19 protein-coding genes are annotated in these 24,651 nt (G+C 59.8%); 14 read left to right on the forward strand and 5 right to left on the reverse strand.

Annotated features, from left to right (window positions below; translation table 11 throughout):
* Entirely contained in the window at positions 1 to 1,446 is a 1,446-nt protein-coding gene (locus EII30_RS00080; RefSeq protein ID WP_370266744.1) for an APC family permease, read from the reverse strand.
* A gap of 199 nt (positions 1,447 to 1,645) precedes the next feature.
* Between EII30_RS00080 and EII30_RS00085 the strand changes: the two genes are divergently transcribed.
* Positions 1,646 to 3,427, forward strand: a complete 1,782-nt coding sequence (locus EII30_RS00085) for an amidohydrolase (RefSeq protein ID WP_124885302.1) — start codon at positions 1,646 to 1,648, stop codon at positions 3,425 to 3,427.
* Positions 3,428 to 3,433: 6 nt separating this feature from the next.
* Here the strand turns inward: EII30_RS00085 and pdxY are convergent, their stop codons facing one another.
* Together pdxY and EII30_RS00095 are read right to left on the reverse strand one after the other, a co-directional pair.
* Entirely contained in the window at positions 3,434 to 4,285 is an 852-nt protein-coding gene (gene pdxY, locus EII30_RS00090; protein ID WP_124885303.1) for a pyridoxal kinase PdxY, read from the reverse strand.
* 49 nt (positions 4,286 to 4,334) lie between these two features.
* A complete protein-coding gene (locus EII30_RS00095) occupies positions 4,335 to 5,267 on the reverse strand; it encodes a LysR substrate-binding domain-containing protein (protein WP_124885304.1) in 933 nt (310 codons plus the stop codon).
* Between the two features lie 170 nt (positions 5,268 to 5,437).
* Between EII30_RS00095 and EII30_RS00100 the strand changes: the two genes are divergently transcribed.
* On the forward strand, positions 5,438 to 9,025 hold the full coding sequence (locus tag EII30_RS00100; RefSeq protein WP_124885305.1) for a proline dehydrogenase family protein: 3,588 nt from the start codon (positions 5,438 to 5,440) through the stop codon (positions 9,023 to 9,025).
* 170 nt (positions 9,026 to 9,195) lie between these two features.
* Positions 9,196 to 9,453, forward strand: coding sequence for a hypothetical protein (locus EII30_RS00105; protein WP_124885306.1), 258 nt, complete (start codon positions 9,196 to 9,198; stop codon positions 9,451 to 9,453).
* A 99-nt stretch (positions 9,454 to 9,552) separates the two neighbouring features.
* Here the strand turns inward: EII30_RS00105 and nhaA are convergent, their stop codons facing one another.
* Positions 9,553 to 10,902, reverse strand: a complete 1,350-nt coding sequence (nhaA, locus tag EII30_RS00110; protein ID WP_124885307.1) for a Na+/H+ antiporter NhaA — start codon at positions 10,900 to 10,902, stop codon at positions 9,553 to 9,555.
* Between the two features lie 18 nt (positions 10,903 to 10,920).
* The gene (locus EII30_RS00115) at positions 10,921 to 11,160 is read right to left on the reverse strand and encodes a hypothetical protein (RefSeq protein ID WP_124885308.1); all 240 of its coding nucleotides are present in this window, start codon (positions 11,158 to 11,160) and stop codon (positions 10,921 to 10,923) included.
* A gap of 231 nt (positions 11,161 to 11,391) precedes the next feature.
* Here EII30_RS00115 and ilvD point away from each other — a divergent pair, with 231 nt between their 5' ends.
* From ilvD to EII30_RS00170, 11 genes are all read left to right on the forward strand, one after another.
* Entirely contained in the window at positions 11,392 to 13,086 is a 1,695-nt protein-coding gene (gene ilvD, locus EII30_RS00120) for a dihydroxy-acid dehydratase (RefSeq protein ID WP_124885309.1), read from the forward strand.
* A gap of 24 nt (positions 13,087 to 13,110) precedes the next feature.
* Positions 13,111 to 14,883: an acetolactate synthase large subunit gene (locus EII30_RS00125; RefSeq protein WP_124885310.1), complete on the forward strand. Its 1,773-nt coding sequence runs from the start codon at positions 13,111 to 13,113 to the stop codon at positions 14,881 to 14,883.
* A gap of 2 nt (positions 14,884 to 14,885) precedes the next feature.
* Positions 14,886 to 15,392, forward strand: a complete 507-nt coding sequence (gene ilvN / locus EII30_RS00130) for an acetolactate synthase small subunit (RefSeq protein WP_124885311.1) — start codon at positions 14,886 to 14,888, stop codon at positions 15,390 to 15,392.
* 98 nt (positions 15,393 to 15,490) lie between these two features.
* A complete protein-coding gene (gene ilvC / locus EII30_RS00135; protein WP_124885312.1) occupies positions 15,491 to 16,516 on the forward strand; it encodes a ketol-acid reductoisomerase in 1,026 nt (341 codons plus the stop codon).
* A gap of 199 nt (positions 16,517 to 16,715) precedes the next feature.
* Positions 16,716 to 17,207, forward strand: coding sequence for a hypothetical protein (locus tag EII30_RS00140; RefSeq protein ID WP_124885313.1), 492 nt, complete (start codon positions 16,716 to 16,718; stop codon positions 17,205 to 17,207).
* A gap of 17 nt (positions 17,208 to 17,224) precedes the next feature.
* On the forward strand, positions 17,225 to 17,560 hold the full coding sequence (locus EII30_RS00145) for a hypothetical protein (RefSeq protein ID WP_124885314.1): 336 nt from the start codon (positions 17,225 to 17,227) through the stop codon (positions 17,558 to 17,560).
* Between the two features lie 65 nt (positions 17,561 to 17,625).
* Positions 17,626 to 19,218: a phosphoglycerate dehydrogenase gene (gene serA / locus EII30_RS00150; protein WP_124885315.1), complete on the forward strand. Its 1,593-nt coding sequence runs from the start codon at positions 17,626 to 17,628 to the stop codon at positions 19,216 to 19,218.
* Positions 19,219 to 19,511: 293 nt separating this feature from the next.
* Positions 19,512 to 21,773, forward strand: a complete 2,262-nt coding sequence (locus tag EII30_RS00155; RefSeq protein ID WP_124885316.1) for a polyribonucleotide nucleotidyltransferase — start codon at positions 19,512 to 19,514, stop codon at positions 21,771 to 21,773.
* A gap of 158 nt (positions 21,774 to 21,931) precedes the next feature.
* Positions 21,932 to 23,278: a pitrilysin family protein gene (locus EII30_RS00160; RefSeq protein WP_124885317.1), complete on the forward strand. Its 1,347-nt coding sequence runs from the start codon at positions 21,932 to 21,934 to the stop codon at positions 23,276 to 23,278.
* Between the two features lie 113 nt (positions 23,279 to 23,391).
* Entirely contained in the window at positions 23,392 to 24,123 is a 732-nt protein-coding gene (gene dapB / locus EII30_RS00165) for a 4-hydroxy-tetrahydrodipicolinate reductase (protein ID WP_124885318.1), read from the forward strand.
* Positions 24,120 to 24,590, forward strand: a complete 471-nt coding sequence (locus tag EII30_RS00170; RefSeq protein ID WP_124885319.1) for a hypothetical protein — start codon at positions 24,120 to 24,122, stop codon at positions 24,588 to 24,590. The genes dapB and EII30_RS00170 overlap by 4 nt, the downstream gene beginning before the upstream one ends.
* The last annotated feature ends 61 nt before the right edge of the window (positions 24,591 to 24,651 follow it).

The following is a 24,651-nucleotide window of genomic DNA, read 5'->3' on the forward strand; positions in this document are numbered from 1 at the left end:
TTAGCGGGCGTCGCGGAACGGGTAGTCCTCACCAACCTGGTCGATGTACCCGGTGCTTGGGCCAGCGGCTGCTGCGGCGTTATCGCTCGGATCCGCCTCGCTGAAGTCCATCTTCGGTGCCCTGCGGGTGAAACCGCGGGTAACAATCGCGAGGATCACAACACCAGCCGCCAGCCAGATCAGACCGACAACGAGCGTGTTGAGGCTCAGCGACGTCCACAGCCACGCGGTTGCGAGGGTGCCGATAATCGGGAACACCAGGTAGCGCAGCGCGCTCCTAAAATCGGTGACCGCGTGATCCCGGCGGAACGCGAAGGTGCGCAGCACAGCGAGGTTAACGATTGTGAACGCGGTTAGCGCGCCGAAGCTGATGACGTTAATCACCTCGGCGATCGGCAGGAAAATACCGCAGAGGGTCAGCACGGTGACCGTGGTTGTGGCGACAACCGGGGTACCGCGTTTCTTCCAGACACGGGCGAGTGGTTTCGGCAGCAGACCGTCCCTGCCCATCGCGAAGAGGATCCGCGAAACACCGACCTGACCGGTCATACCGGAGCCGATGCAACCTGCAACGTAGACGGCGACGAAGAAGTTCATCAGCAGTTCACCACCGGTTGTCTGCATCAAAAGGGTGCTCGCGGTGTCAAGCTCGGAGGTGCTCATTGCCGCCCAGTCTGGCTGGATCGCGAGGCTTCCTGCCCAGGAGACGAGGGTGAAGAGCAGACCACCGACGAGCGTTGTGATCAGGATTGCGCGTGGAATATTGCGTCTTGCGTCCTTTGTTTCCTCCGCGAGGGTTGAGACGGCGTCGAAGCCGAGGAAGGACAGCGCGAGCACAGCGGATCCAGCAAAAATACCGGTCCAGCCACTATCGCCAACTGTGAACGGCTCGAACAGGCCGGGGCCGCCACTGCTGCGCAGCCAGGTATTAAATGACAGCACAACAAACACCAGCGCGAGCAGCACACCGAGCGCGATAATCAGCACGTTGACGCGGCTAACCAGTGTCACCCCGAAAATATTGAGCAGGAACACGAGCGCGATTGCCGCGAGCGTGAAAATCCAGAACGGCACACCGGTGACGGACTCCAGGTATGCGCCGAGCAGCATAAAGTTGATCAGCGGCAGGAAGAGGTAGTCGAGCAGCGTCGCCCAGCCGGTGAGGAAACCGATCCCACCGCCGAATGCCTGCTGAGAATAGGTGTAGGCTGAGCCTGCGACCGGGAACTTTCGTGCCATCGTGCCGTAGCTGAGGGCGGTGAACGCCATTGTGATTGTGGTTATCACATAGGCGAGCGGCAGGCGGTTATCTGTTTCGGCGCTGACATAGCCGTAGGTTGTAAACACGGTCACGATTGTCATGTATGTAACGCCAAACAGCACCAGTTGCGGTAGCCCGAGTGAGCGTTTCAGAGCGGGTTGATTAGCTGTGCTCAACTTTGTCACCTTCTAATTCAAAACATCAAAAACCACACTGCCGGTTACGACAGCATGTGTAATAAACTAGCATTGATTCAAACCAAAACGCGAAAAAAACTTAGGCTCTGGGTGATTCCCCATAATTCCCGTGGAGCGTTTATTTTCGGCGGAGAAGTGCGGGTCATCACCATAAAGCGAGAAAGAGCATCGAAACCTAGGAGTGGAAATGGCAGAGACAGCCGCCAAAGTAGATTTGCTGATTAAAAACGCTGTTGTGTGGGACGGCACCGCACTCACCGGGGACAGCACCGTCGCGGTCGGTGACGGCAAAATCTTGGCGGTTGGTGGATCCGCCCTTGCCGCCGAATATCTAAGCGGCGATGTCACGGTAATCGACGCCGCGGGAGGGCTAATCACCCCGGGTTTTGCGGACGCGCACAACCACAATGCATTCGGCGGTATTGAACGTAACGCCTGTGACCTGACCGACTGCTCGAACGCCGCTGAGGCGCTCGCGAAGATTGCCGCCTACGCGGACGCGAACCCGGATGTTGAGTGGATTGTTGGCGGTGGCTGGCGGATGCCGTGGTTTGATGGCGGCACACCGCTGCGTGGCCAGCTCGACGAGATCGTGCCTGACCGGCCGGTTTACCTTTTGAACGCTGATCACCACGGCGCCTGGGCGAACACCAGGGCGCTTGAGATTGCCAGGATTACGGCGGAGACCCCGGATCCGCTAGACGGCCGAATCGAGCGGGAGACTGACGGTTACCCGGCGGGCACACTGCAGGAGGGTGCGACCGCGTACATTACACCGGTGCTGCCTGAGTACACCGCTGAGGTGATCCGCGCGGGCATTCTGGCCGGTGAAAAATACCTGTTTGAGTGTGGTGTTACCGCCTGGCAGGAGGCTATCCTCGGCGACTACGGCGGATACCCGGATGTCACCCCGGTTTACAGTGAGATGGCTGACAGGGGTGAGCTGACCGGCCGGGCAACCGGGGCACTGTGGGTTTCACGCGACTTCGACCAGATGAGCATCGCCGAGTATGTTGCCGACCTGAAAGCGCGCCGCAGCCGTTACGCGCGCGATAACTTCCAGCTCGACCACATCAAGATTATGGTCGACGGTGTGCAGGAGAACGGCACCGCGGCGCTCAGCGACCCGTACCTGGAGCTCGCGACCGGCGGAGACGGCGCGGCCGGTGCGGGGGAGACCGGGGGAGCCGGTGCGGGGGAGACCGGGGGAGCCGGTGCGGTCGAGGCCGGCGGTGCCAGCGCGGCCGGTAAATCGGGCGGATCCCACGACTGCGAGTGCGCGCCAAACACCGGACTTGCATACTTCAGCCGGGAAGACCTGATCGAGCTGGTGCCGCTTTTGAACGAGGCGGGTTTTGATGCGCACTTCCACGCGATCGGTGACCGCGCTGTGAAATACGCGCTTGACGCGCTCGCCGCCGTTCCCGCTGAGCTGCGCGATAAGCGCCAAAACCACATCGCCCACCTGCACGTTGTCGACCCGGTCGATATTCCACGCTTTAGCGAGCTCGGTGTGCGCGCCAACATTCAGAGCCTCTGGGCTTGCCAGGATGAGATGATGCGGGAGCTGACCTTCCCGACGCTCGGCAGTGAGCGGATCCGCTGGCAATACCCGTTTGGCGCGCTCGCTGAGGCTGGTGCAACCCTCGTTAGTGGATCCGACTGGCCGGTTTCAACCCCGGATCCGTGGCAGGCGATCCACGTCGCGGTAAACCGCACCGAGCCGGGAGAAGAGCCCGGTGAGCCGCTTAACCCTGAGCAGGCACTGACGCTAGAGCAGGCGTTGCGTGCCTACACTCACGAGTCAGCGAAACTGCTGCGGGTTAGCGGCGGCAGAATTGCTGTGGGGGAGCAGGCAGACCTCGCTCTGGCCGACACCAACCCCTTTGCCAACCCCGCCGAGAAACTGTGGCAGACAAAGAATGTGCTGACCGTTGTTAACGGCAGGGTGGTTTACCGGGCCGCCTAGCTCGGACTAGCTGATCCGCTTCGCCTCGAAGCGCTGCTTCGGAGCAACGTAAGCCTCCTGCGACTCAACGAGCAGCAGCTCACGTTTCTCGGCCGCGAAGGTGTTTGAGAGCAGCTCAAAAACGCTCGCGGTTGTTAGCTCCAGTGCCTCTTTTAATGACTTACCGGACGCAAAGTGTGACGAGAACAGTGCCGCGGTAACATCGCCTGAACCGCTTAGCTTGCCAGGCAGGCGCGGGGTGCGGATCAGGTACGCCTCATCACCGGATACTGCGAGCATCTCAATGGTGTCTGCTGGTGCTTCCGGTAGCAGCACACTGGTGACGAGCACGGTTTTTGGGCCGATCTCTTGCAGTTTCTTCACCGAGTCAAGCAGTGATGGTAGATCCTTTGGTTCGGTGTTGGTGAGGAAACCAAGCTCGAACTGGTTTGGGGTTGCGATATCGGCGTGCTGAATAACCCGGTCGCGGATCAGCTCCTGCACCTCCGGTGATACAAAGCAGCCGGAGAGGGCATTACCCAGTACCGGGTCGCAAGCGTAGAGTGCATTCGGGTTGTGTTTCTTGGTCTCAGCGACGGCCGCGAGAATAGCATCGCCTATGCTGGATCCGCCCTGGTAGCCGGAGAGCACCAGCTCGGTGTCATTAAGGCCGCCGCGCTCGGCGATCCCGGTGACAATTTCACGTACATCATCGCCGCTCATCAGAGGTCCGCGCCACGCGCCGTATCCAGTGTGGTTTGAGAAGCAGACGGTGTAGACCGGCATCACCTCGTGGCCGAGGCGTTGCAGGGGGAACACCGCTGCCGAGTTTCCAACGTGACCGTACGCTACTGCTGATTGGATAGATAAAATACGCATAGCTCAATTCTTGCACACCGCTCTTAACCGCCGCTAAACTCTCAAACTTTTAGGCGATCAAGTCGGTGTGGATCGCGAGTTCTGCTGCTTCGGCTGCGAGCACCTGGCGTAGCGCCCGCAGCGCCGGGTTTGCTCGGCTGGCAATGCGCGCTGCGGTAAACACGGTGCGGTGAGGTTGATCAGGTAACGGTAGTAAACGCACCCGCTGTGTCTGATTGCCGAGGTGCACAAGACCCGGCAGCAGGGACACCGCGTTACCGGAGGCGACCAGTTGCAGGTGTGCCTGCAGATCGGCGGTCACAAACCTGACATCCGGTTCGAACCCTGCAACCCGGCACGCCTGCTCCGCCCAGTGGCGGCTCGCGGCCCCGCGTGGCTCCATAACCCAGGGCAGCTCGGCTGTGTCGCTCAGTTGTTTTACTCGCTGAAGTTCCGCTGAGCTGTTGTCTTTTGCGGGCAGCGCCAGGTGGATCCGGTCGTGCAGCAGCGGTTTCCGGTCCAGTCCGCTAAAGTGCTCGGGCGCGTGACCGGGATACTGTTCGGCGATCACCAGGTCGAAGCCGCGTAGCCAGGTCTCGCGCATACCCGTCTCCGGCTCATACTGCATAATCTCAACCCTCACCTCGGGGTGCTGCTCACGCATCTTCTGGATCGCGCGGGGGATTAGCGACAGCATCGCCGTTTGAAACGAGGCAACCCGCAAGGTTCCGGTGAGGTGTGACTGCAGGCCGTTAACCGCGTGCTCCGCGTGCTCAATCGCCGCCAGGATTGTTTCGGTTTGCGCAACCAGCTCCAGTGCCGCGCCGCTCAGCTCCAGGCGGCGGCCGGATCTGGTAAACAGTGGCGTCCCAAGCTCCCGCTCTAGCAGTGTGAGCTGCTGCGAAACAGCCGATGAGCTGAAGTTTAGCGCCTTCGCAACGGCGCTGACGGTGCCCCGTCGTTCCAGCTCCCAGAGCAGTTTCAGTCTGCGCACATCAAGCATTTTTAACCCGCCGATTTAGTGGTGTTTTCAGGGGATTCTTGCAAACCCGCCAACAGTTAAGGAATACTTAATATTATCGCAAAGAAACACGCCATTTACTTAACTAATGCGGCTGTCTTAATCTTGCAATTATTAAGGAAGAGAACAACACTAAAAATTAAGGTGGATAAATGAGCGACAACAAGAACACCGCCGCCAGGCAGGTGCGTCCACAGGAGCTTGCCGAGGAGGCAGTAACACTCGTTCGCAAGTGGCTGCAGGAGGCAAGCGAGCATCCAGCGGATCCGGCAGCACAGCGCCTTGCCGGTGTGCTGCGCGACCCAAACGGCCTCGACTTCACGGTGGGCTTTGTTGACGGTGTTGTGCGCCCCGAGGACCAGGGCGCTGCGGCAAAGAAACTGAAAGAGCTAACCGCGATCACACCGAAGTTCCTGCCCGCCCATCTGCGCGGCGCGATCAACCTTGGCGGCACCCTCGCACAGCCACTGTCGGGTATTGTTGTGCCGGCTGCCCGCAAGGTGCTGCGCCAGATGGTGAGCCACCTGATTATTGACGCAACCGATGAGAAGCTGGGAGCTGCGATCCGCCACATTAAACAGGACGGTGTGCGGCTCAACATCAACCTGCTCGGTGAGGCGATCCTCGGCCAGGCAGAGGCTGAGCGGCGACTGGCGGGCACCCACAAACTGCTTGCCCGCGACGACGTCGACTATGTTTCAATCAAGGTTTCTGCGACCGTTGCGCCTCACAACCACTGGGCTTTTGACGAGGCTGTTGCCCATATTGAGGATCAGCTGGTGCCGCTGTTTCAGCGCGCCAATGAGGCAACTCCAAAGAAGTTCATTAACCTCGACATGGAGGAGTACAAGGATCTCGACCTGACACTCGCCGTGTTCAAGCGGATCCTGGAGCGCCCAGAGTTTAAGAACCTGGAGGCTGGAATCGTGCTGCAGGCGTACCTGCCTGACGCGCTCGGTGCCATGATCGACCTGCAAGAGTGGGCGGCGGATCGCGTTGCTGGCGGCGGTGCTCCGATCAAGGTGCGAATTGTGAAGGGCGCAAACCTGCCGATGGAGATCGTCGACGGCGCGATCCACGGCTGGGATGTTGCAACCTGGGACAGCAAACAGCAGTCAGACACCAGCTACAAGGCGGTTATTGACTACGCGTTAACCCCGGAGCGCACCAAGAACGTGCGCATCGGCGTTGCCGGTCACAACCTGTTCGATGTTGCCCTCGCGTGGCTGCTCGCAAAAGCGCGCGGTGCAAAGGATGGCATCGAGTTTGAGATGCTGCTCGGTATGGCAACCGGTCAGGCAGCCGCGGTTCGCCGCGAGGTTGGATCCCTGCTGCTCTACACCCCGGTTGTGCACCCGCAGGAGTTCGATGTTGCGATCGCCTACCTGATCCGCCGCCTCGAAGAGGGTGCAAGCCAGGAGAACTTCATGTCTGCGGTGTTTGAACTGCACGACAACGAGGGACTGTTTGCCCGGGAGAAGCAGCGCTTCCTTGACTCACTCGCCGACCTGGAGAAAATCACCGCGGACGGTGACCCGGCAAACTACAGCGTGCCAAAGCCGAAGCGGCAGCAGGATCGCCGCAACTACGACAGCGCCGGGGCAGCAGCCCGGGTGGCTGAGCGGGTTGCCGCGGGCGCGAAGGGTGAGTTCGATAACGTGCCAGACACCGACCCGGATCTGCCGGGCAACCGTGTCTGGGGCCGTGAGATCGCAAATAAGATGGTTAAGTCAGAGCTCGGCAAGAAGCTCGTTGCTGACTCACTAATCACCGACAAAAAGCAGCTGCAGGCGGCAATCGCGAAGGGCGTGACCGCGGCAGACACCTGGCAGTCACTGACCGCTGACGCGCGCGCCGAGATTCTGATGCGAGCCGGTGAAAAACTTGAGGAGCGCCGCGCTGAACTGCTTGAGGTGATGGGCTCCGAGTGCGGTAAAACCCTCGACCAGGGTGACCCGGAGATCTCTGAGGCGATCGACTTCGCCAACTACTACGCGATGCTCGGCCAGCAGCTTGAGCAGGTTTCCGGTGCAGAGTTTAAACCGAGCAAACTGATCGCGGTTATTCCGCCGTGGAACTTCCCGGTGGCGATCCCGGCCGGTGGCGTGTTTGCGGCGCTGGCATCCGGATCCGCCGTGATTATTAAAGCGGCAAGCAACGCCGCCCGCTCAGCAGCTGTGCTGGTTGAAGCAATGTGGGATGCGGGTGTGCCGCAGGATGTGCTGCAGTTTGTGCAGTTCAAGAATCGTGAGCTCGGCAGCGAACTGGTTGCCGATAAGCGGGTTGAGCGGGTGATCCTCACCGGCGCCTACGAGACCGCGGTGAAGTTCAGGGAGATCCGCCAGGACCTGCCAGTGCTCGCAGAAACCTCCGGTAAGAACGCAATTATTGTGACACCGAACGCGGATCTCGACCTCGCCGCCAAGGACGTTGCGCTGTCAGCATTCGGCCACGCCGGCCAGAAGTGCTCCGCAGCCTCGCTGGTGATCCTGGTCGGATCGGTGGCAAAGTCTGCTCGCTTCCGCAACCAGCTGCTCGACGCGGTTCGCTCACTGCGCGTTGGCACACCGGAGTCACTGGAAACCCAGGTTGGCCCGATTATTACCGCACCGAGCGGTAAACTGCTGCGCGGCCTGACAACCCTCGGCCCTGGCGAGAGCTGGCTGATCGAGCCAAAACCGCTAAACAACGGCAGCCCGCTCGCAAAAGACAGCGCCGGTGAGGTGAAACTGTGGCAGCCGGGTGTGCGCGACGGCGTAAAACGCGGCTCCGAATACCACCTGACCGAGTACTTCGGCCCAATCCTCGGCATTATGACCGCTGACAGCCTGACCGAGGCAATCGCGATCGTCAACGACATCGACTACGGTCTAACCAGCGGCCTCCACTCACTCGACCGGGCAGAGCTCGCCGAGTGGCTCGAAACCGTGCAGGCTGGTAACCTCTACGTCAACCGCGGCACAACCGGCGCGATTGTCCGCCGCCAGTCATTCGGTGGCTGGAAGAAATCCGCGGTCGGCGCCGGCACCAAAGCCGGTGGTCCAAACTACCTGTACGCTCTGGGCGAGTGGATCGACGCACCAACCGCCAAAGGCAAGGGCGACGAGGTTGGCTCCCCGGTAGCTGCAGCCGCGGGCATCACCAAGCTTGCCGAGCGCGCTGGCGTTGGCAGTGACGAACTGCTGTGGCTGCGCGACGCGCTAGCGACCGACGAGGCTGCTATCCGCGAGGAGTTCGGGATCGCCCGTGACGCCTCCCAGCTGCAGGTTGAGCGCAACATCCTGCGCTACCTGCCAGAGAGCGTGATTGTGCGCGTAGCCGACGACGCGAAACCGGTGCACGCCTTCCGCGTTGTTGCCGCGGCGCTCGCCGCCGGTGCGAAACCGATCCTCAGTGTCGGCGCTGCAGTGCCAGCGGGCGTGGTGGATCAGATCCGCACCCTCGGTTTGCGCGTCACCGTCGAGGATTCCCCGGCGTGGCAGTCACGCCTGCAGAAGCTCGCCGCCGAAACCGGCCCGAACGCCAGCTACCGTGTGCGCGTTGTTGCCGGTGACTCACACGAGCAGGAGGTTGCGGACGTGTTTGCGGCAACCGGCGGTAAACCAGATATCGCTGTTTACGGCGGCCCGGTAGTGACCGCTGGACGGGTTGAGATTCTGCCGCACCTGCGCGAGCAGGCGGTATCAATCACCGCACACCGCTTCGGAACCTTAAACGGTATCTCGGACGGGCTGATCTAGCGGTCGGTGAAACGCCTTCTGGGGCGGGGTCGAAAGCGTTTACGCTCGGCCCCGCCCCTTTGCGTTGCGCAACCGTTTACGCTCTGCCTAGCCACATGCTGTTTGGGCACATAGTTTTTGCTACTATCGGTTATTAAGAGCTCTAAAGCAACATCCAGGAGGTGTTCCAAATGACTCTGAAAACCGACTATTTCGTGTTCAACCGCCAAAGCCCCGGCATCTCGGCGGTCTGTCTGGCACTTGCGGCGGGCGCGCTGCTGCTGATCCTGCTCGGCTCACTGCTTGTCAGCACCATCTGGATGTGGAGCTGGGTGCTTGGCGTGGTGCTGTTAGGGCTGAGTGCCTGGAAGCGGATCTGGGGGCTGTTTGCTCTCGGGGTCTTGCTGTTTATCTTCCCGGGCGTTGTTATCCTGCTCCAGGGAATCTAGCCAGTCACTGGTTGCCACAACAGTAAGTGGGCCACAGCTTTTTTAGCTGTGACCCACTCCCGTATTGCTAGCTGATAGTTAGCAGCTTGCAGATTTAGGCTAGACCGTGTCGATTGACTCGGTGAACACCCGGTGACCGTCACGGCGACGCTTCGGTTCAAACAGCAGCACGGATCCAATCAGCACCGCAATCAGCGAGCCGCTCATCACCGCGAGAGAGGCGGTGTCGCGATCCGCCCCCTGGAATGTTAGCTCGGTAATCAGCAGTGAAACGGTGAAGCCGACGCCCGCGAGCGCTGCCATGCCAATGATCTGCTTCCACTTCACGGACGGGTCAATGCTCGCGTTGGTGAAGCGGGTGACAAGCCAGGTGGTCAGGGTGATGCCGATCGGTTTACCGAGCACAAGACCGGCGATAACACCGTAGGCGATCGGGTCGAACGGGAAGTTTGAGTCGCCGCCAACGGCAACGCCCGCGGAGAAGAACGCAAACACCGGCACAGCAAACCCGCTGGAGAGCGGCTGGAAACGGAACGCAAACGACTCGGCGACGTTGATGCGGCCCTTGCCGATTGCGTGCAGGTGCTCCTTACCGGGCATTTTTGCCTTAACCGGGACGGTGAACGCGAGCAGCACACCGGCGATGGTTGCGTGGATCCCAGACTCCAGGAACAGCGCCCAGGCAACAAAGCCGATCGGCAGCAGAATAACCCAGGCAGACCAGGCTTTTTTCGCGAAGAACGCCGGGAATTTTTGCGCGAGGAAACCAAACAGCGCAATCGGGATCAGCGACAGCAAAAGCGCGGTGAAGTTAACGCTTGTGGTGTAGAACAGCGCAATAATCGTGATCGCAATCAGGTCATCAACAACCGCGAGGGTGAGCAAAAACATCCTGATGGCGGGGTGGATCCTCGGCGCCACAAGGCCAAGAATCGCCACCGCGAAAGCAATATCTGTTGCGGTGGGGATCGCCCAGCCGTGGGAGGCTGAGGTGCCGGCGTTGAACCCGAAATAGATCAGTGCGGGGATTGCAACGCCGCCGAATGCGGCAGCAACCGGCACTATCGCGGTGCTCAGTTTGCTCAGTTCGCCCTTCACAAACTCGTGTTTCAGTTCCAGACCGACGACGAAGAAGAAGATCGCGAGCAGCCCGTCAGCTGCCCAGTGGCCGAGATCGAGGTTTAGGTGCAAACCGAAAATATCGGTTCCGAGCTTGGTTTCTCGCAGCGCAAAGAAGTTCTCGGCGAGCGGGGAGTTAGCGAGGATGAAGCCCAGCAGCGCGGCCGCGATGATAATAAAACCACCGATCAGCTCTCGACGCAGGAACCTGCTAACGCGTGAAATCTCGCGGCGACTGGCGAGCCTAAAGATTCTCCGGGTGCGCGGGCGCTGACTGCGTGCCCGTGGATGATGACCGGTGGTTGAGGGAGTTGGGTTGTTGCTGTTCATGTGCTCGCTGTTTCGATCCTAGGATTTTTTAGTGCGCTTTGCTTTTTTATCGAACTCTTTTTTCTGAGCGATAAACTCTTTATCCTCGTCCGCGAGCTTCACAGAGGCGATGGTTAAAACAACGCCGGCGAGCCAAACACCCCAAACAACATAGCGGCGCCAATCCTTTGGCATGTTCTTGGTCTGCTTTGAAACACCGATTGCTCCAGCCAGTGAACTCAAAATACCGAAGTTGGTGATGTACTTTCCGATTCTCAAAGTTCGCCTCTTTCGTGTAAAGTTGTAACGTTACCCTGTTAAGCCTACAAGCTCGCCCCCAGGGTAGGTCAAATATTCTGTGTGCGTCATCCGCCAACCGAATATCGGCACAGCAACCAGCTAGCGCCATTTAGATGTTGAATAATAACGAGCAAGGGTGACTTACGCGATCCGCTTTAGGCGCGGCATTGCGCGGATCCCCTGCGTGTTTTGCACGGTAGAATGAAAGATATGTCTGAAATAGATATCAAGCCACGCAGTCGCGACGTAACCGATGGAATTGAGCGCGCCGCCGCCCGCGGTATGCTGCGCGCCGTCGGTATGGGAGACGAAGACTGGGATAAACCTCAGATCGGTATTGCGAGCTCTTGGAACGAGATCACCCCCTGTAACCTCAGCCTTGACCGGCTCGCGCAGGGAGTGAAAGAGGGTGTGCACTCCGGCGGTGGTTATCCGCTGCAGTTTGGCACTATTTCTGTTTCTGACGGTATTTCAATGGGTCACGAGGGAATGCACTTCTCGCTCGTGTCTCGCGAGGTTATCGCCGACTCGGTTGAGACCGTTGTGATGGCTGAGCGGCTCGACGGCACCGTTGTGCTCGCCGGCTGCGACAAGTCACTGCCGGGAATGCTGATGTCGGCTGCGCGACTTAACCTGTCGTCTGTTTTCTTGTACGCCGGTTCAATCGCGCCGGGCTGGGTGAAACTCAGCGACGGCACCGAAAAAACCGTCACCATTATTGACGCCTTTGAGGCGGTTGGCGCGTGTAAGGCTGGCACGCTCAGCGAAGAAGACCTGAAGCGGGTTGAGTGCGCAATCGCCCCCGGTGAGGGTGCCTGCGGTGGTATGTACACAGCAAACACGATGGCGTGCATCGCCGAGGCTCTCGGCATGAGCCTGCCCGGATCCGCTGCGCCACCGAGCGCGGATCGCCGCCGCGACTACTACGCTCACCGCTCCGGTGAGGCAGTTGTTGAGCTGCTGCGCCGCGGCATCACCGCCCGCGATATTATGACCAAGGAGGCGTTCGAGAACGCGATCGCGGTTGCGATGGTGCTTGGTGGATCCACCAACGCGGTTCTGCACCTGCTCGCCATCGCGCGCGAGGCAGAGGTGGATCTGACACTCGACGACTTCAACCGGATCGGCGCGAAGGTGCCGCACCTGGCAGACATGAAACCGTTCGGTCAGTATGTTGCGCAGGACTTCGACCGTGTCGGTGGAATGCCGGTGATTATGAAGGCGCTGCTCGACCGTGGACTGCTCAACGGCGACGTGATGACCGTCACCGGTAAAACCATGCGTGAAAACCTGGAGGAGCTCGCCCCGGCCGCAATCGACGGCACCGTTGTGCGTGACTTCGACAACCCGCTGCACGCCAACGGCGGTTTGACAATTCTGAAGGGCAGCCTCGCACCGGAGGGCGCTGTTGTGAAAACAGCCGGTTTCACACTCGACAAGTTCACCGGTCCCGCCCGCGTGTTTGACCGTGAGCGTGCCGCGATGGACGCGCTGACCGAGGGGAAGATTACGCACGGCGATGTTGTTGTGATCCGCTACGAGGGTCCGAAGGGTGGCCCCGGTATGCGTGAGATGCTCGCGATCACCGCGGCGATTAAGGGCGCGGGCCTCGGTAAGGACGTGCTGCTTTTAACCGACGGCAGGTTCTCGGGCGGCACAACCGGTTTGTGCATCGGTCACGTTGCCCCGGAGGCGGTTGATGAGGGCCCGATCGCGTTTGTGCAGGAGGGTGACCTGATCCGCGTCGATATCGAGAATAAAACGCTTGATCTGCTGGTGGATCCGGAGGAGATCGCCGCCCGGAAGGCGGTTTGGGAGCCTCTGCCACCGCGCTACACCAAGGGTGTGCTCGCGAAATACTCGAAGCTGGTGCGGTCAGCATCAGAAGGCGCAGTAACCGGCTAGTCTCACACACAAGAAGGAACCAACATGACAACAGATACCTCTGCGCCACGGCGTATGACGGGTGCTGAGGCTGTTCTGCACAGCCTTGACGCGCTCGGTGTGAAGAATGTTTTTGGGTTGCCAGGTGGCGCGGTGCTGCCGCTGTATGATGAGCTGGCGACAACAGACGCAAAGGTTAGACACATTCTGGTGCGGCACGAGCAGGGTGCCGGGCACGCAGCCGAGGGCTACGCAGCAGCCTCGGGCGAGGTTGGTGTGTGTATCGCAACCTCCGGCCCGGGAGCAACCAACCTGGTGACCGCAATCGCTGACGCCTACATGGATTCGGTGCCGCTGATCGCCATCACCGGCCAGGTGTTTTCTACGCTGATCGGCACAGACGCCTTCCAGGAGGCGGATATTGCGGGCATCACAATGCCGATCACCAAGCACTCATTCCTGGTGAAAACCGCCGAGGATGTGCCGCACGCGATCGCCGCAGCCCACCACCTGGCAACAACCGGCCGCCCCGGCCCGGTGCTGGTTGACATCACCAAGGACGCCCAGCAGGGTGAAATCGACTTCAAGTGGGAGCCGGAGGTTAACCTCCCCGGCTACCGCCCGAACCTGAAACCGAACAGCAAACAGGTGCAGGCAGCCGCTGAGCTGATCTGCCAGGCTGAACGTCCGGTGCTCTATGTTGGCGGCGGTGTTAACCGCGCCCGCGCCTCACAGGAGCTGTTGCAGCTCGCCGAACTGACCGGCATCCCGGTTGTGACAACCCTGATGGCGCGCGGTGTGTTCCCAGACTCACACAAACAACACCTCGGCATGCCCGGTATGCACGGTTCTGTTCCAGCTGTTTTGGCGCTGCAAGAGGCGGATCTGTTGATCGCCCTCGGAACCCGCTTCGACGATCGAGTAACCGGCAAAGCAGAGTTCTTCGCCCCCGACGCGAAGGTTATTCACGCCGACATCGACCCGGCAGAGATCTCCAAGATCCGCTTCGCAGATGTACCAATCGTCGGTGATGCCCGCGAGGTTATTTCAGACCTGATTGTGGCGGTTAGCACCCAGCAGCGCGATGGTGGATCCGCCAGCATCGCCGCCTGGTGGCAGCGCCTCAACGTCTTGCTCACCAAGTATCCGCTCGGATACACCCCAACCTCTGACGGCCTGCTTGCTCCGCAGCACGTGATCAGCCGCATCGGCGAGCTGACCGGGCCGGAGGGAATCTTCGTTGCGGGTGTTGGACAGCACCAGATGTGGTCGTCACAGTTCATCAAGTATGAGCGGCCAAACTCCTGGCTGAACTCTGGCGGCGCGGGCACAATGGGCTACTCGGTGCCGGCGGCGATGGGCGCGAAGGTTGCCCAGCCGGAGCGGCAGGTGTGGGCGATTGACGGTGACGGCTGCTTCCAGATGACCAACCAGGAGCTTGCAACCTGCAGGCTCAACAACATTCCGATCAAGGTTGCGGTGATTAACAACTCCTCACTCGGTATGGTGCGGCAGTGGCAGACCCTGTTCTACGACGAGCGCTACTCGTACACGAACCTGGAGACCGGCCACGACACGGTTAATGTGCCCGATTTTGTGAAGCTCGCTGAAGCCTACGACTGCCTGGCGATCCGGGTTGAGCGGGAGGATCAGGTTGATGACGCGATTAAACTCGCGCTTGAAACCAACGACCGCCCGGTTGTGATTGATTTTGTGGTTAGCGCCGACGCGATGGTGTGGCCGATGGTGCCGCAGGGTGTCTCCAACAGTGAGGTGCAGTACGCGCGTGAAAACAGCCCAGAGTGGGAGGAAGAATAACGATGTCAAGGCACGTTTTAAGTCTCTTAGTTGAGGACAAACCCGGTATTCTCACCAGGGTTGCCGGCCTGTTTGCGAGGCGCGGCTTCAACATTGACTCACTCGCGGTGGGGCCAACCGAGGTTGAGGGTTTCTCACGCATCACAGTTGTTGCGGACCAGGATCCGCTGATTTTAGAGCAGCTCACCAAGCAGCTCAACAAGCTGGTTAACGTTGTCAAGATTGTTGAGCTTGAAAAAGCGCAGTCGGTGCAGCGCGAGCACATGCTAATCAAAGTGCGTGTTGATAACCACAGCAGATCTCATGTGCTGGAGGCAGTGAACCTGTTCCGCGCGCATGTGGTTGATGTATCAAGCGAGGCGCTGGTTATTGAAATAACCGGTGACAGCGGTAAAGTAAACGCTTTCCTGCGGATGCTTGAACCCTACGGCGTGAAAGAAATCGCGCAGTCCGGGCTGATCGCCATCGGCAGGGGTCCAAAATCTATTACGGAGCGGTCAATTAAATAATTTCTGCCGCAAAATCAGGTAGAGCGTTTAAAATTTAACCAAGACGAATACGACTTTAAGCTGCGCCCAGCGGCATGAACACTAGAAGGGGGCCTTAGATGGCTGAAATGTTTTACGATGACGATGCGGACCTGAGCCTGATCCAGGGCAAGAAGGTTGCGATCGTTGGATACGGTTCACAGGGCCACGCGCACGCAATGAACCTGCGCGACTCAGGCGTTGAGGTAGTGATTGCCCTGCGCCCTGACTCAAAGTCTGTTGCAAAAGCAAAAGAGGCAGGTTTTGAGGTTAAAACCGTAGCCGAGGCAACCCAGTGGGCTGACCTGATTATGATCCTCGCACCGGATCAGCACCAGCGCAGCATCTACGCTGACGAGATCAAACCACACCTGACCGCCGGTAAAACCCTCGCGTTCGCGCACGGTTTCAACATTCGCTTCGGTTACATTGAGGCGCCAGAGGGCGTTGACGTGATCCTCATCGCACCAAAGGCTCCCGGCCACACTGTGCGTCGCGAGTTCGAGGCAGGCCGTGGTATCCCAGATATTATCGCCGTTGAGCGTGACGCTTCAGGCCAGGCATGGGATGTTGCAAAGTCATACGCTAAAGCAATCGGTGGCACCCGCGCCGGTGTTATTAAAACCACCTTCACCGAGGAGACCGAAACTGACCTGTTCGGTGAGCAGGCAGTGCTCTGCGGCGGTGTTTCACAGCTCGTCCAGTACGGTTTTGAAACCCTCACCGAGGCAGGCTACCAGCCAGAGATCGCATACTTTGAGGTGCTGCACGAGCTGAAGTTGATCGTCGACCTGATGTGGGAGGGCGGCATCGCTAAACAGCGCTGGTCAGTATCAGACACTGCTGAGTACGGTGACTATGTTTCCGGTCCGCGCGTTATCGATCCGCGCGTAAAAGAGAACATGGCTCAGGTGCTCGCAGACATTCAGAGCGGCGCGTTTGCTAAGCGCTTCATCGACGACCAGGACGCTGGCGCTCCAGAGTTCAAGTCACTGCGTGAAAAGGGTGAGGCTCACCCAATCGAGAAAACCGGTGTTGAGCTGCGTAAACTGTTCGCTTGGCAGCAGCAGGACAGCGACTACACTGACGGTTCAGCAGCTCGCTAAACCGCGCAGCCTAGACCGTCGCTAGCGCGATAACACCAACGGTCGGGGTCACACGCGAACAGGTTCGTGTGCGGCCCCGATTTGGTTTAGGCTAGAGGTGTTTAGGCATACAGCCCGCTGTGGCAGTGGATGCCGCCGTAATCTGGCTTAAACCCGCACAGCACAGAAATTTTCGAAAACGACCAGATACCAGGTGCAGATGTCAAACCCAGAAGAACCGCAAGGAAACGGTTGGGAGATTGTTGAGCACGAGCCATACCCGACAGAAACCGGCGGGCGCGCAGGTGTGCGACGCCGGGCCGCAGAGGCAGCAGCGAATCAGAGAGCCGATCACGCTGCCGATCACGCTGTTGAGGGGGAGGCTGCGGCTGCCCCGCGGGAGCGGATCTCGGCGTTTGCGGTTTCACTGCTCGGACTCTTCGGGGGTATCTATCTGCTCTACAGCTGGGGCTGGTTTATGGTTGCGACCGCCTATGCGCAGCTGAACGCGCTAACCGCGGCTCCGAGCGGAGTTATCGGGGTCATGCTGCAGACCGTTCTGCACTGGCTGGCTCCCGCGGCGCCGGGCGCCTGGTTTATTCTGGTGCTGTTGCTCTGCAAGAAAACGGAGACGCTGAAGATGGTGCTCGGGCTGCTGCTCGGCACGCTGATTCTGATGCCGCTGCCACTGTTTTTGACGACGATATCGTAACCGGCAGGGGATAAAAAATGGAACAAAAGACTCTGTCACAGCAAATCTCTGAGTGGACGATTATCGTCCTCTCGCTGGTGCTATACTGCTACGCCACAATCACCGGCGTTGGCAACCTGATCGGGCTAAACCGGATCGCCGACAGCCTCGGCAGCTCAGTCTCGCCGCTCGGCTGGTTACTGCTGCTGGTGCGGGTGCTGCTGCCGGCGACCGTGCTGTTTGCGGTTTTGCTGCTCACCAGGAAAAAACGGCGGGTGCGCTGGGCAGCTATTTTCGCCGGAATAACCTTCGTAGCGGTGATTTTAATGCAGCTGAACTATCTGATCGGCGAGGGTGTTTACTTCAACGGTTAAAAGTTCTTAAAAACCCCGCGTTTCAGGGGGTAAACTAGAGAGGTCGGTCTTTGAAAGGAAAATTCGTGACTTCTTCAACAGTTGTAATCGCTGAACAACTCTCACCCGCCACAGTTGCAGCGCTGGGGCCAGACTTTAACATCGTTAACGTTGACGGAACCGACCGTGCCGCACTGCGTGAGGCGCTGTCGCAGGCAGACGCGATTCTGGTGCGATCCGCCACCCAGGTTGATGCTGAGGCGATTAGTTGGGCACCGCAGTTGAAGGTTATTGCACGAGCCGGAGTTGGTCTCGACAACGTCGACATTAACGCCGCAACCCAGGCGGGCGTAATGGTTGTGAACGCGCCAACCTCGAACGTGATTAGCGCGGCAGAGCTGACCGTTGCACACATCCTCGGCATTGCCCGCAGGCTGCAGCCGGCACACGCCTCGCTGTCAGCTGGCAAGTGGCAGCGCAGCTCCTTCACCGGTGTTGAGCTCTACGAAAAAACCGTTGGCATTATCGGTCTCGGCAGAATCGGTGGGCTCGTTGCCGAGCGGCTGCGCGCCTTCGGCGTTGAGCTGCTCGCATACGACCCCTACGTTACCGCTGCCCGCGCACAGCAGCTCGGTGCGAAGCTGGTTGAGCTTGACGAGCTGGTGAGGAAATCAGACTTTATTACAATCCACATGCCGCGCACCCCTGAAACGCTCGGCATGATCGGCGCAGAACAGCTGCGCGAGATGAAACCAACCAGCTACGTTGTTAACGTTGCCCGTGGTGGACTGATCGACGAGGAGGCGCTCGCCTCCGCACTGGACAGCGGCGAGATCGCCGGTGCCGCGCTTGACGTGTTCACCAGCGAGCCACCGGTTGACAACCCGCTGGTCGGTCACGAGAAGGTTTACCTGACACCGCACCTCGGTGCCTCAACCCTTGAGGCGCAGGAGAAAGCCGGTGTGTCCGTTGCCAAGTCCGTGCGACTGGCGCTCGCCGGTGAGCTTGTGCCTGACGCGGTTAACGTTGCCGGCGGTGTTATCGACGAGTATGTGCGTCCGGGCCTGCCGCTGACCGAGAAGCTGGGTCAGGTGTTTGCAGCGCTTGCTGGATCCGCCATCACCGCCCTCGACATCAGTGTTAACGGCGAGCTTGCTGAGCACCGCGCTGATGTGCTGCGTTTGGCCGCGCTGAAGGGTGTGCTCGCGAACATCGTTAGCGAACCGGTTTCTTACGTTAACGCGCCACTGCTCGCTGAGCAGCGCGGCATTGAGGTGAACTTTGTTGTGTCACCGGAGAGCGAGGAGTACCGCAACCTGATTAGCCTGTCCGGCACAACCTCTGACGGGCAGCAGTTCTCTGTTGCCGGAACCCTCACCGGTCCGAAACAGCAGGAGAAGATCGTCGGCATTAACGGCTACGATCTGGAGCTGCCGTTCACCGATCACCTGCTGGTGTTCAGCTACGAGGATCGCCCTGGCGTGGTCGCAACCTACGGTGTGATCCTTGGGGCGTCAGGGATCAACATTAAGGGTATGCAGATTGCCAGCAACGAGAAACAGGGCAAGGCGCTGTCGGTGCTCGCGGTTGATGCGCCGGTAACCCCGGAGCAGGTGTCACAGATTCAGGCGGGTATCCGCGCGGATCTGGTTCGCGCAATCGATATTGTTGAGCTGTAGCGTAGAAACAGCGGCGCTTTTGCCTTAAAAGCGTCAACAGCAGCCGGCGGCCTAAGGGGAGAATATCCCCGGGTCGCCGGTTTTGTTTTTGCCGGGTTTGTGCGTTAAAAGCCCGCCACCTGATAAGCTAGAAGCTGGTGACGAAAAATCGTCGCACTGATTTGAGCGCAAAAACGCCGGGGTGACGCTGGTCATCGGTGGTGGTTTGCTCTGCCAACTTTCTTTACAGAGCAGTCTTCTACTGAGGATCAGCCCCGACCGCTGGCGTGCGCTCGTGAACTAAGGAGTACCTTTTGGAGGGTCCAGAAATTAAATTTGCAGAGGCCGTGCTTGACAACGGCAAGTTCGGCAAGCGCACGGTTCGTTTTGAAACCGGTCGCCTGGCACAGCAGGCACAGGGTGCTGTTGCTGCCTACCTCGATGAGGAGACCATGCTGCTGAGCGCAACCAGCGTGTCAAAGCAGCCGAAGGAGCACTTCGACTTCTTCCCGCTGACCGTTGACGTTGAGGAGCGCTCATACGCCGCCGGTAAAATCCCCGGCTCATTCTTCCGTCGCGAGGGTCGCCCATCAACCGAGGCGATCCTGGTTTGCCGTCTGATCGACCGCCCGCTGCGCCCGTCATTCGTTGACGGCCTGCGCAACGAGGTGCAGATTGTGGTCACCGTGCTGTCAATCGCACCGGGTGAGTTCTATGACGCGCTGGCAATCAACGCCGCAAGCGCCTCAACCCAGATCTCAGGTCTGCCATTCTCCGGCCCAATCGGAGGTGTGCGTCTCGCGCTGATCGACGGCCAGTGGGTTGCGTTCCCGAACGTGCAGCAGCTTGAAAAGGCTGTTTTCGACCTGGTTGTTGCCGGTCGGGTAGTGACAGCGGCTGACGGATCCGAGGACGTCGCCATTATGATGGTTGAGGCCGAAGCAACCGAGGGCAGTTGGGATCTGATCCGCGCCGGAGCAAAAAAGCCGGACGAGGCTGTTGTTGCTGCCGGTCTTGAGGCCGCAAAGCCGTTTATTGCAGAGCTGTGCCGCGCACAGCAGGAGCTCGCAAAGCAGTCAGCGAAAGAGGCAGCGGAGTACCCAACCTTCGCGCCGTACACCCCGGAGCTGTTCGCGGTTGTTGACGAGCTGGCAGCGGCTGAGCTCGCTAAGGTTTACACAATCGCCGACAAACTGGAGCGTCAGGACGCCGACGATGAGCTGAAAGAGCGCGTGGTTGCCGCCGTTGCCGAGAAGATTGAGGCCGGTGAGCTGCCAGAGGAGGCAGAGGATCAGGTTTCTGCCGCATACAAGTCTGTGACCAAGCGGATCGTCCGCTCCCGCATCCTGAAGGAGGGTGTGCGCATCGACGGCCGTGGAGCCCGTGACATCCGCACCCTTGACGCAGAGGTGCAGGTGATTCCGCGCGTGCACGGATCCGCTCTGTTCCAGCGCGGTGAGACCCAGATTCTGGGCGTTACAACCCTCAACATGCTGAAGATGGAGCAGCAGATCGACTCGCTCGCGCCAGCGACCGCGAAACGCTACATGCACCACTACAACTTCCCGCCATACTCAACCGGTGAAACCGGTCGGGTGGGCAGCCCGAAGCGCCGTGAGATCGGTCACGGCTTCCTGGCAGAGCGCGCGCTTGTGCCGGTGCTGCCAAGCCGTGAGGAGTTCCCTTACGCAATCCGCCAGGTGTCTGAGGCACTCGGCTCAAACGGTTCAACCTCAATGGGCTCGGTTTGTGCGTCAACCCTGTCGCTGCTGAACGCTGGTGTGCCACTGCGCGCACCGGTTGCCGGTATCGCGATGGGTCTTGTCACCGATGAGATCGACGGTGAGACCAAGTACGCGGCGCTGACCGACATTCTGGGCGCTGAGGACGCGCTCGGCGACATGGACTTCAAGGTTGCCGGAACCAGCGAGTTTGTTACCGCGATCCAGCTCGACACCAAGCTCGACGGTATCCCGTCAGACGTGCTCGCCGGTGCGCTGTCACAGGCGAAAGAGGCACGCGAGGCGATCCTCAGCCTGATCAACGAGGCGATCCCAACCCCTGACGAGATGGCACCAACCGCTCCGCGCGTTATCAGCGTAACCATCCCTGTTGACAAGATCGGTGAGCTGATCGGTCCTAAGGGTAAAACCATTAACACCATCCAGGACGAGACCGGCGCCGACATCACCATTGAAGAGGACGGCACCGTCTACATTGGTGCGGTTGACGGACCGAGCGCGGACGCCGCTCGCGACCGGGTTAACGCAATCGCAAACCCGCAAAACCCAGAGGTTGGCGAACAGTACCTCGGAACCGTGGTTAACCTGCGCGAGGGCCTCGGCGCCTTCGTCTCACTGCTGCCCGGTAAGGACGGCCTGCTGCACATCTCAGAGGTGCGCAAGCTCAACGGCGGCAAGCGAGTAAACGACCTTGAGGACGTGCTCGGCATCGGTCAGAAACTGCTCGTGGAGATCAGCCGCATCGACGATCGCGGCAAGGTCTCACTCGTGCCGGTAATCGCCGGTGAGGAGCAGGCAGAGGACGCTGCAGAAGCAGCTGACGACGCAGCCTAAAAAGGCGGCTGACGAAACCGCCTAAAAGGCAGTTCACAACGCAGTCTAAATAAACCCTAAACCAGCGGCAGCTGGCTAGCTCAGCCGGGAAGTCACACCCTGACCTCCCGGCTGAACGCTATTTAACTGCCGGGTTTACCCAGTGTAAAGTTGAAGGCATGACAGAACCGATTAAGATCCCTTTCCTAGACGCAGAGTTTCAGTACGAACTTAACGGCTCGGTTATTAAGCGCACACTGCTTCCCAATGGTTTGCGGATCCTGACAGAGCAGCTCCCCGGCGCGCGCAGCGTCACAATCGGTTTCTGGGTTGGTGTGGGATCCCGGGATGAACAGGCGGTGAGCGCGGCAGCGCCGGCGAGCCTCGGATCCACCCACTTTTTAGAGCACCTGCTGTTTAAGGGAACAGCAACCCGCAGCGCCTACGAGATCGCCGAGGGCTTTGACCGTATCGGCGCCGACAATAACGCGCTGACCGCGAAAGAATACACCTGCTACCACGCCAAGGTGCGAGACAGTGACTTGCCGCAGGCTGTGAAGCTGTTAAGCGACATGGTTTACAGCAGCGTGATTGACGCGGGGGAGTTTGAGACAGAGCGGGGTGTGATCCTGGAGGAGTTGGCGATGGCGGCCGACGATCTCGCGGATGTTGCCCACGAACAGCTGTTCAGCGCCGTTTTGGGCGATCACCCGCTTGGCAGGCCGATCGGCGGCACACCCGAGTTGATTCGCGGTGCGCGGCGCGACGACGTCTGGCAGCACTACCAAAACCACTACGGCGCAAACTCGATTGTGATCACCGCGGCCGGGGGAGTGGCGCACGAGGAGCTTGTTGAGCTTGTCACCGAGGCGCTGAAAACAACCTCTGACAGGTGGGGTCTTGATTCGTCGGCGGATCCGGTGCCTCGCCGCACCGTCGGAACGGTCGCCGAGGTTACAACCGCCGAGCGCGCGGTTGTGCAGCGGGAGAGTGAGCAGGTGCACGTGCTGCTTGGCTCGCCGGGACTGATAATCGGCGATGAGAACCGGTTTAGTTTTGCGCTGATGAACTCGATTTTGGGCGGTGGCATGTCTAGCAGGCTGTTCCAGGAGATCCGGGAAAAACGCGGTCTCGCCTACAGCACCTACGCTTTTGGCACCAGCTATTCCGACAGCGGTGTTTTCGGCATGTACGCCGGTTGTGCGCCCGAGAAGGCAGAGCAGGTTGTGGGGCTGATGCGTGACGAGCTGGCGAAGCTCGCAACAACCGAGATCAGTGACGAGGAGCTGAGCCGCGCGCTCGGGCAGCTGGCGGGATCGTCCGCGCTCGCGCTGGAGGACTCGGAGACGCGGATGGCGAGGCTCGCGAGGGCGGAACTAACCCAGGGTGAACTCTGGGACATTGACGCTTCGCTGGAAAGGCTAGAAAAGGTCACCAAGGCCGATATTGTGGCGCTCGCGAGCGACCTTGTATCGCGCCCGCAGTCGCTCGTGGTGGTTGGCGCGGCGGCAAAAACCGGCCTCTGATCTGCGGCTGTTTTTGCAGCTCGCGGCGCGTTTTCGCGGACGCGCAGCTAAGATAGTGAGCATTAACGAGAATTAACGAGCATTAGCAAGCATTAAAAAAGGGGGATATCGGGATGGCTGTGAGGGTTGCTGTTGCGGGTGCTTCTGGCAGGCTCGGCGGGGTTGTCTGCGAGGTTGTTGAGGCGCTTGACGGCTTCGAACTAAGCGGCAGGCTCGGCAGCGCGAGCAGGCAGGACGAGTTTGCCGACTGCGATATTTTGGTTGATGTCACAACCCCGGAGGTTTCAGCCGGGCTGGTCGCCGATGCGGTTGGGCGCGGGCAGCGAGTGCTGGTTGGTACAAGTGGCTGGAGCGAGGATAAAATCGCTGGCCTCGCTAAACAGCTTGCTGGCGGGGCGGATCCGGCAGCCCGCGTGCTTATCGTCCCCAACTTCTCGCTGGCCTCGCAGTTTGCTACGCTGTTTGCAAAGCTCGCGGCGCCGTACTTCCAAACCGCCGAGATCATTGAGTCACACCACGCTGGAAAGATTGACTCCCCGTCCGGCACAGCGGTTCGCACCGCGGAGTTAATCGGTGAGGCAGCAACCTTCACCCCGCCGTTTGCTGAGCAGCGGGCCCGCGGCGAACAGCACGGGGGTGTGCAGATCCACTCACTGCGAAGCGCGGGGGTGGTTGCGCAGCAGGAGGTGCGTTTCGGCGGCGTCGGGGAGAGTCTGGAGATTGTGCACCGCACCCAGTCGGCTGACAGCTACCGCGCCGGGCTTGCTGCGGCGCTAGAATGGTTAGCGTCAACCGACGAACCGTTAACTGTTGGGCTTGAAAGAGTTTTAGGTTTCAAACTGTGAAGTATCCCAGACTGGCCGCGATCGGGGCGACGCTTTTAAGCGTTATCCTCGCGGTGTATATTGGCGCCGTTATCTACCGCGCCGTGTTCCTGTCTGCCAGCGGCGGCCCCGTCGGCGTGATTATGGCGCTGTCGCTGGTTGTGATCTCGTTGATCGCGGTTTGGGGTCTGGTGCGGGAGATGTGGTTTGGGTTCCAGGGAACCAAGCTCACCAACCGGCTCGCCGCCGAGGGGGAGCTGCCGAGCGGTCTGGTTTCAACGGACGCGAGCGGCCGGCCGAACCGCGCTGAGGTGCTGGAGGTGCTGCCGCAGTTCGAGGATGCTGTACACGCGGATCCTGAATCTTGGCGTGCCTGGCAGCGGCTGGGGATTATGCGCCGCGCCGCAGGAAACAACGCTGGGGCGAGAGCCGCGATCCGCCGCGCCATCAAACTGGCACAGCAGGAAGAAAAAGCGCAGAGCAGCTAGTGCCGTATTTAATTCGAATTTGCATGCTTGCGGGTGGTGAATCTTGAATATAATGCGGTAT

Source organism: Leucobacter sp. OH1287, assembly GCF_003859945.1.
GTDB lineage: Bacteria > Actinomycetota > Actinomycetes > Actinomycetales > Microbacteriaceae > Canibacter.

Bases quoted from the DNA above. Each gene is read 5' to 3' on its own strand.
- EII30_RS00085 (WP_124885302.1), top strand. From the start codon at position 1,646: ATGGCAGAGACAGCCGCCAAAGTAGATTTGCTGATTAAAAACGCTGTT.
- pdxY (WP_124885303.1), bottom strand. From the start codon at position 4,285: ATGCGTATTTTATCTATCCAATCAGCAGTAGCGTACGGTCACGTTGGA.
- EII30_RS00095 (WP_124885304.1), bottom strand. From the start codon at position 5,267: ATGCTTGATGTGCGCAGACTGAAACTGCTCTGGGAGCTGGAACGACGG.
- EII30_RS00100 (WP_124885305.1), top strand. From the start codon at position 5,438: ATGAGCGACAACAAGAACACCGCCGCCAGGCAGGTGCGTCCACAGGAG.
- EII30_RS00105 (WP_124885306.1), top strand. From the start codon at position 9,196: ATGACTCTGAAAACCGACTATTTCGTGTTCAACCGCCAAAGCCCCGGC.
- nhaA (WP_124885307.1), bottom strand. From the start codon at position 10,902: ATGAACAGCAACAACCCAACTCCCTCAACCACCGGTCATCATCCACGG.
- ilvD (WP_124885309.1), top strand. From the start codon at position 11,392: ATGTCTGAAATAGATATCAAGCCACGCAGTCGCGACGTAACCGATGGA.
- EII30_RS00125 (WP_124885310.1), top strand. From the start codon at position 13,111: ATGACAACAGATACCTCTGCGCCACGGCGTATGACGGGTGCTGAGGCT.
- ilvN (WP_124885311.1), top strand. From the start codon at position 14,886: ATGTCAAGGCACGTTTTAAGTCTCTTAGTTGAGGACAAACCCGGTATT.
- ilvC (WP_124885312.1), top strand. From the start codon at position 15,491: ATGGCTGAAATGTTTTACGATGACGATGCGGACCTGAGCCTGATCCAG.
- EII30_RS00140 (WP_124885313.1), top strand. From the start codon at position 16,716: ATGTCAAACCCAGAAGAACCGCAAGGAAACGGTTGGGAGATTGTTGAG.
- EII30_RS00145 (WP_124885314.1), top strand. From the start codon at position 17,225: ATGGAACAAAAGACTCTGTCACAGCAAATCTCTGAGTGGACGATTATC.
- EII30_RS00160 (WP_124885317.1), top strand. From the start codon at position 21,932: ATGACAGAACCGATTAAGATCCCTTTCCTAGACGCAGAGTTTCAGTAC.
- dapB (WP_124885318.1), top strand. From the start codon at position 23,392: ATGGCTGTGAGGGTTGCTGTTGCGGGTGCTTCTGGCAGGCTCGGCGGG.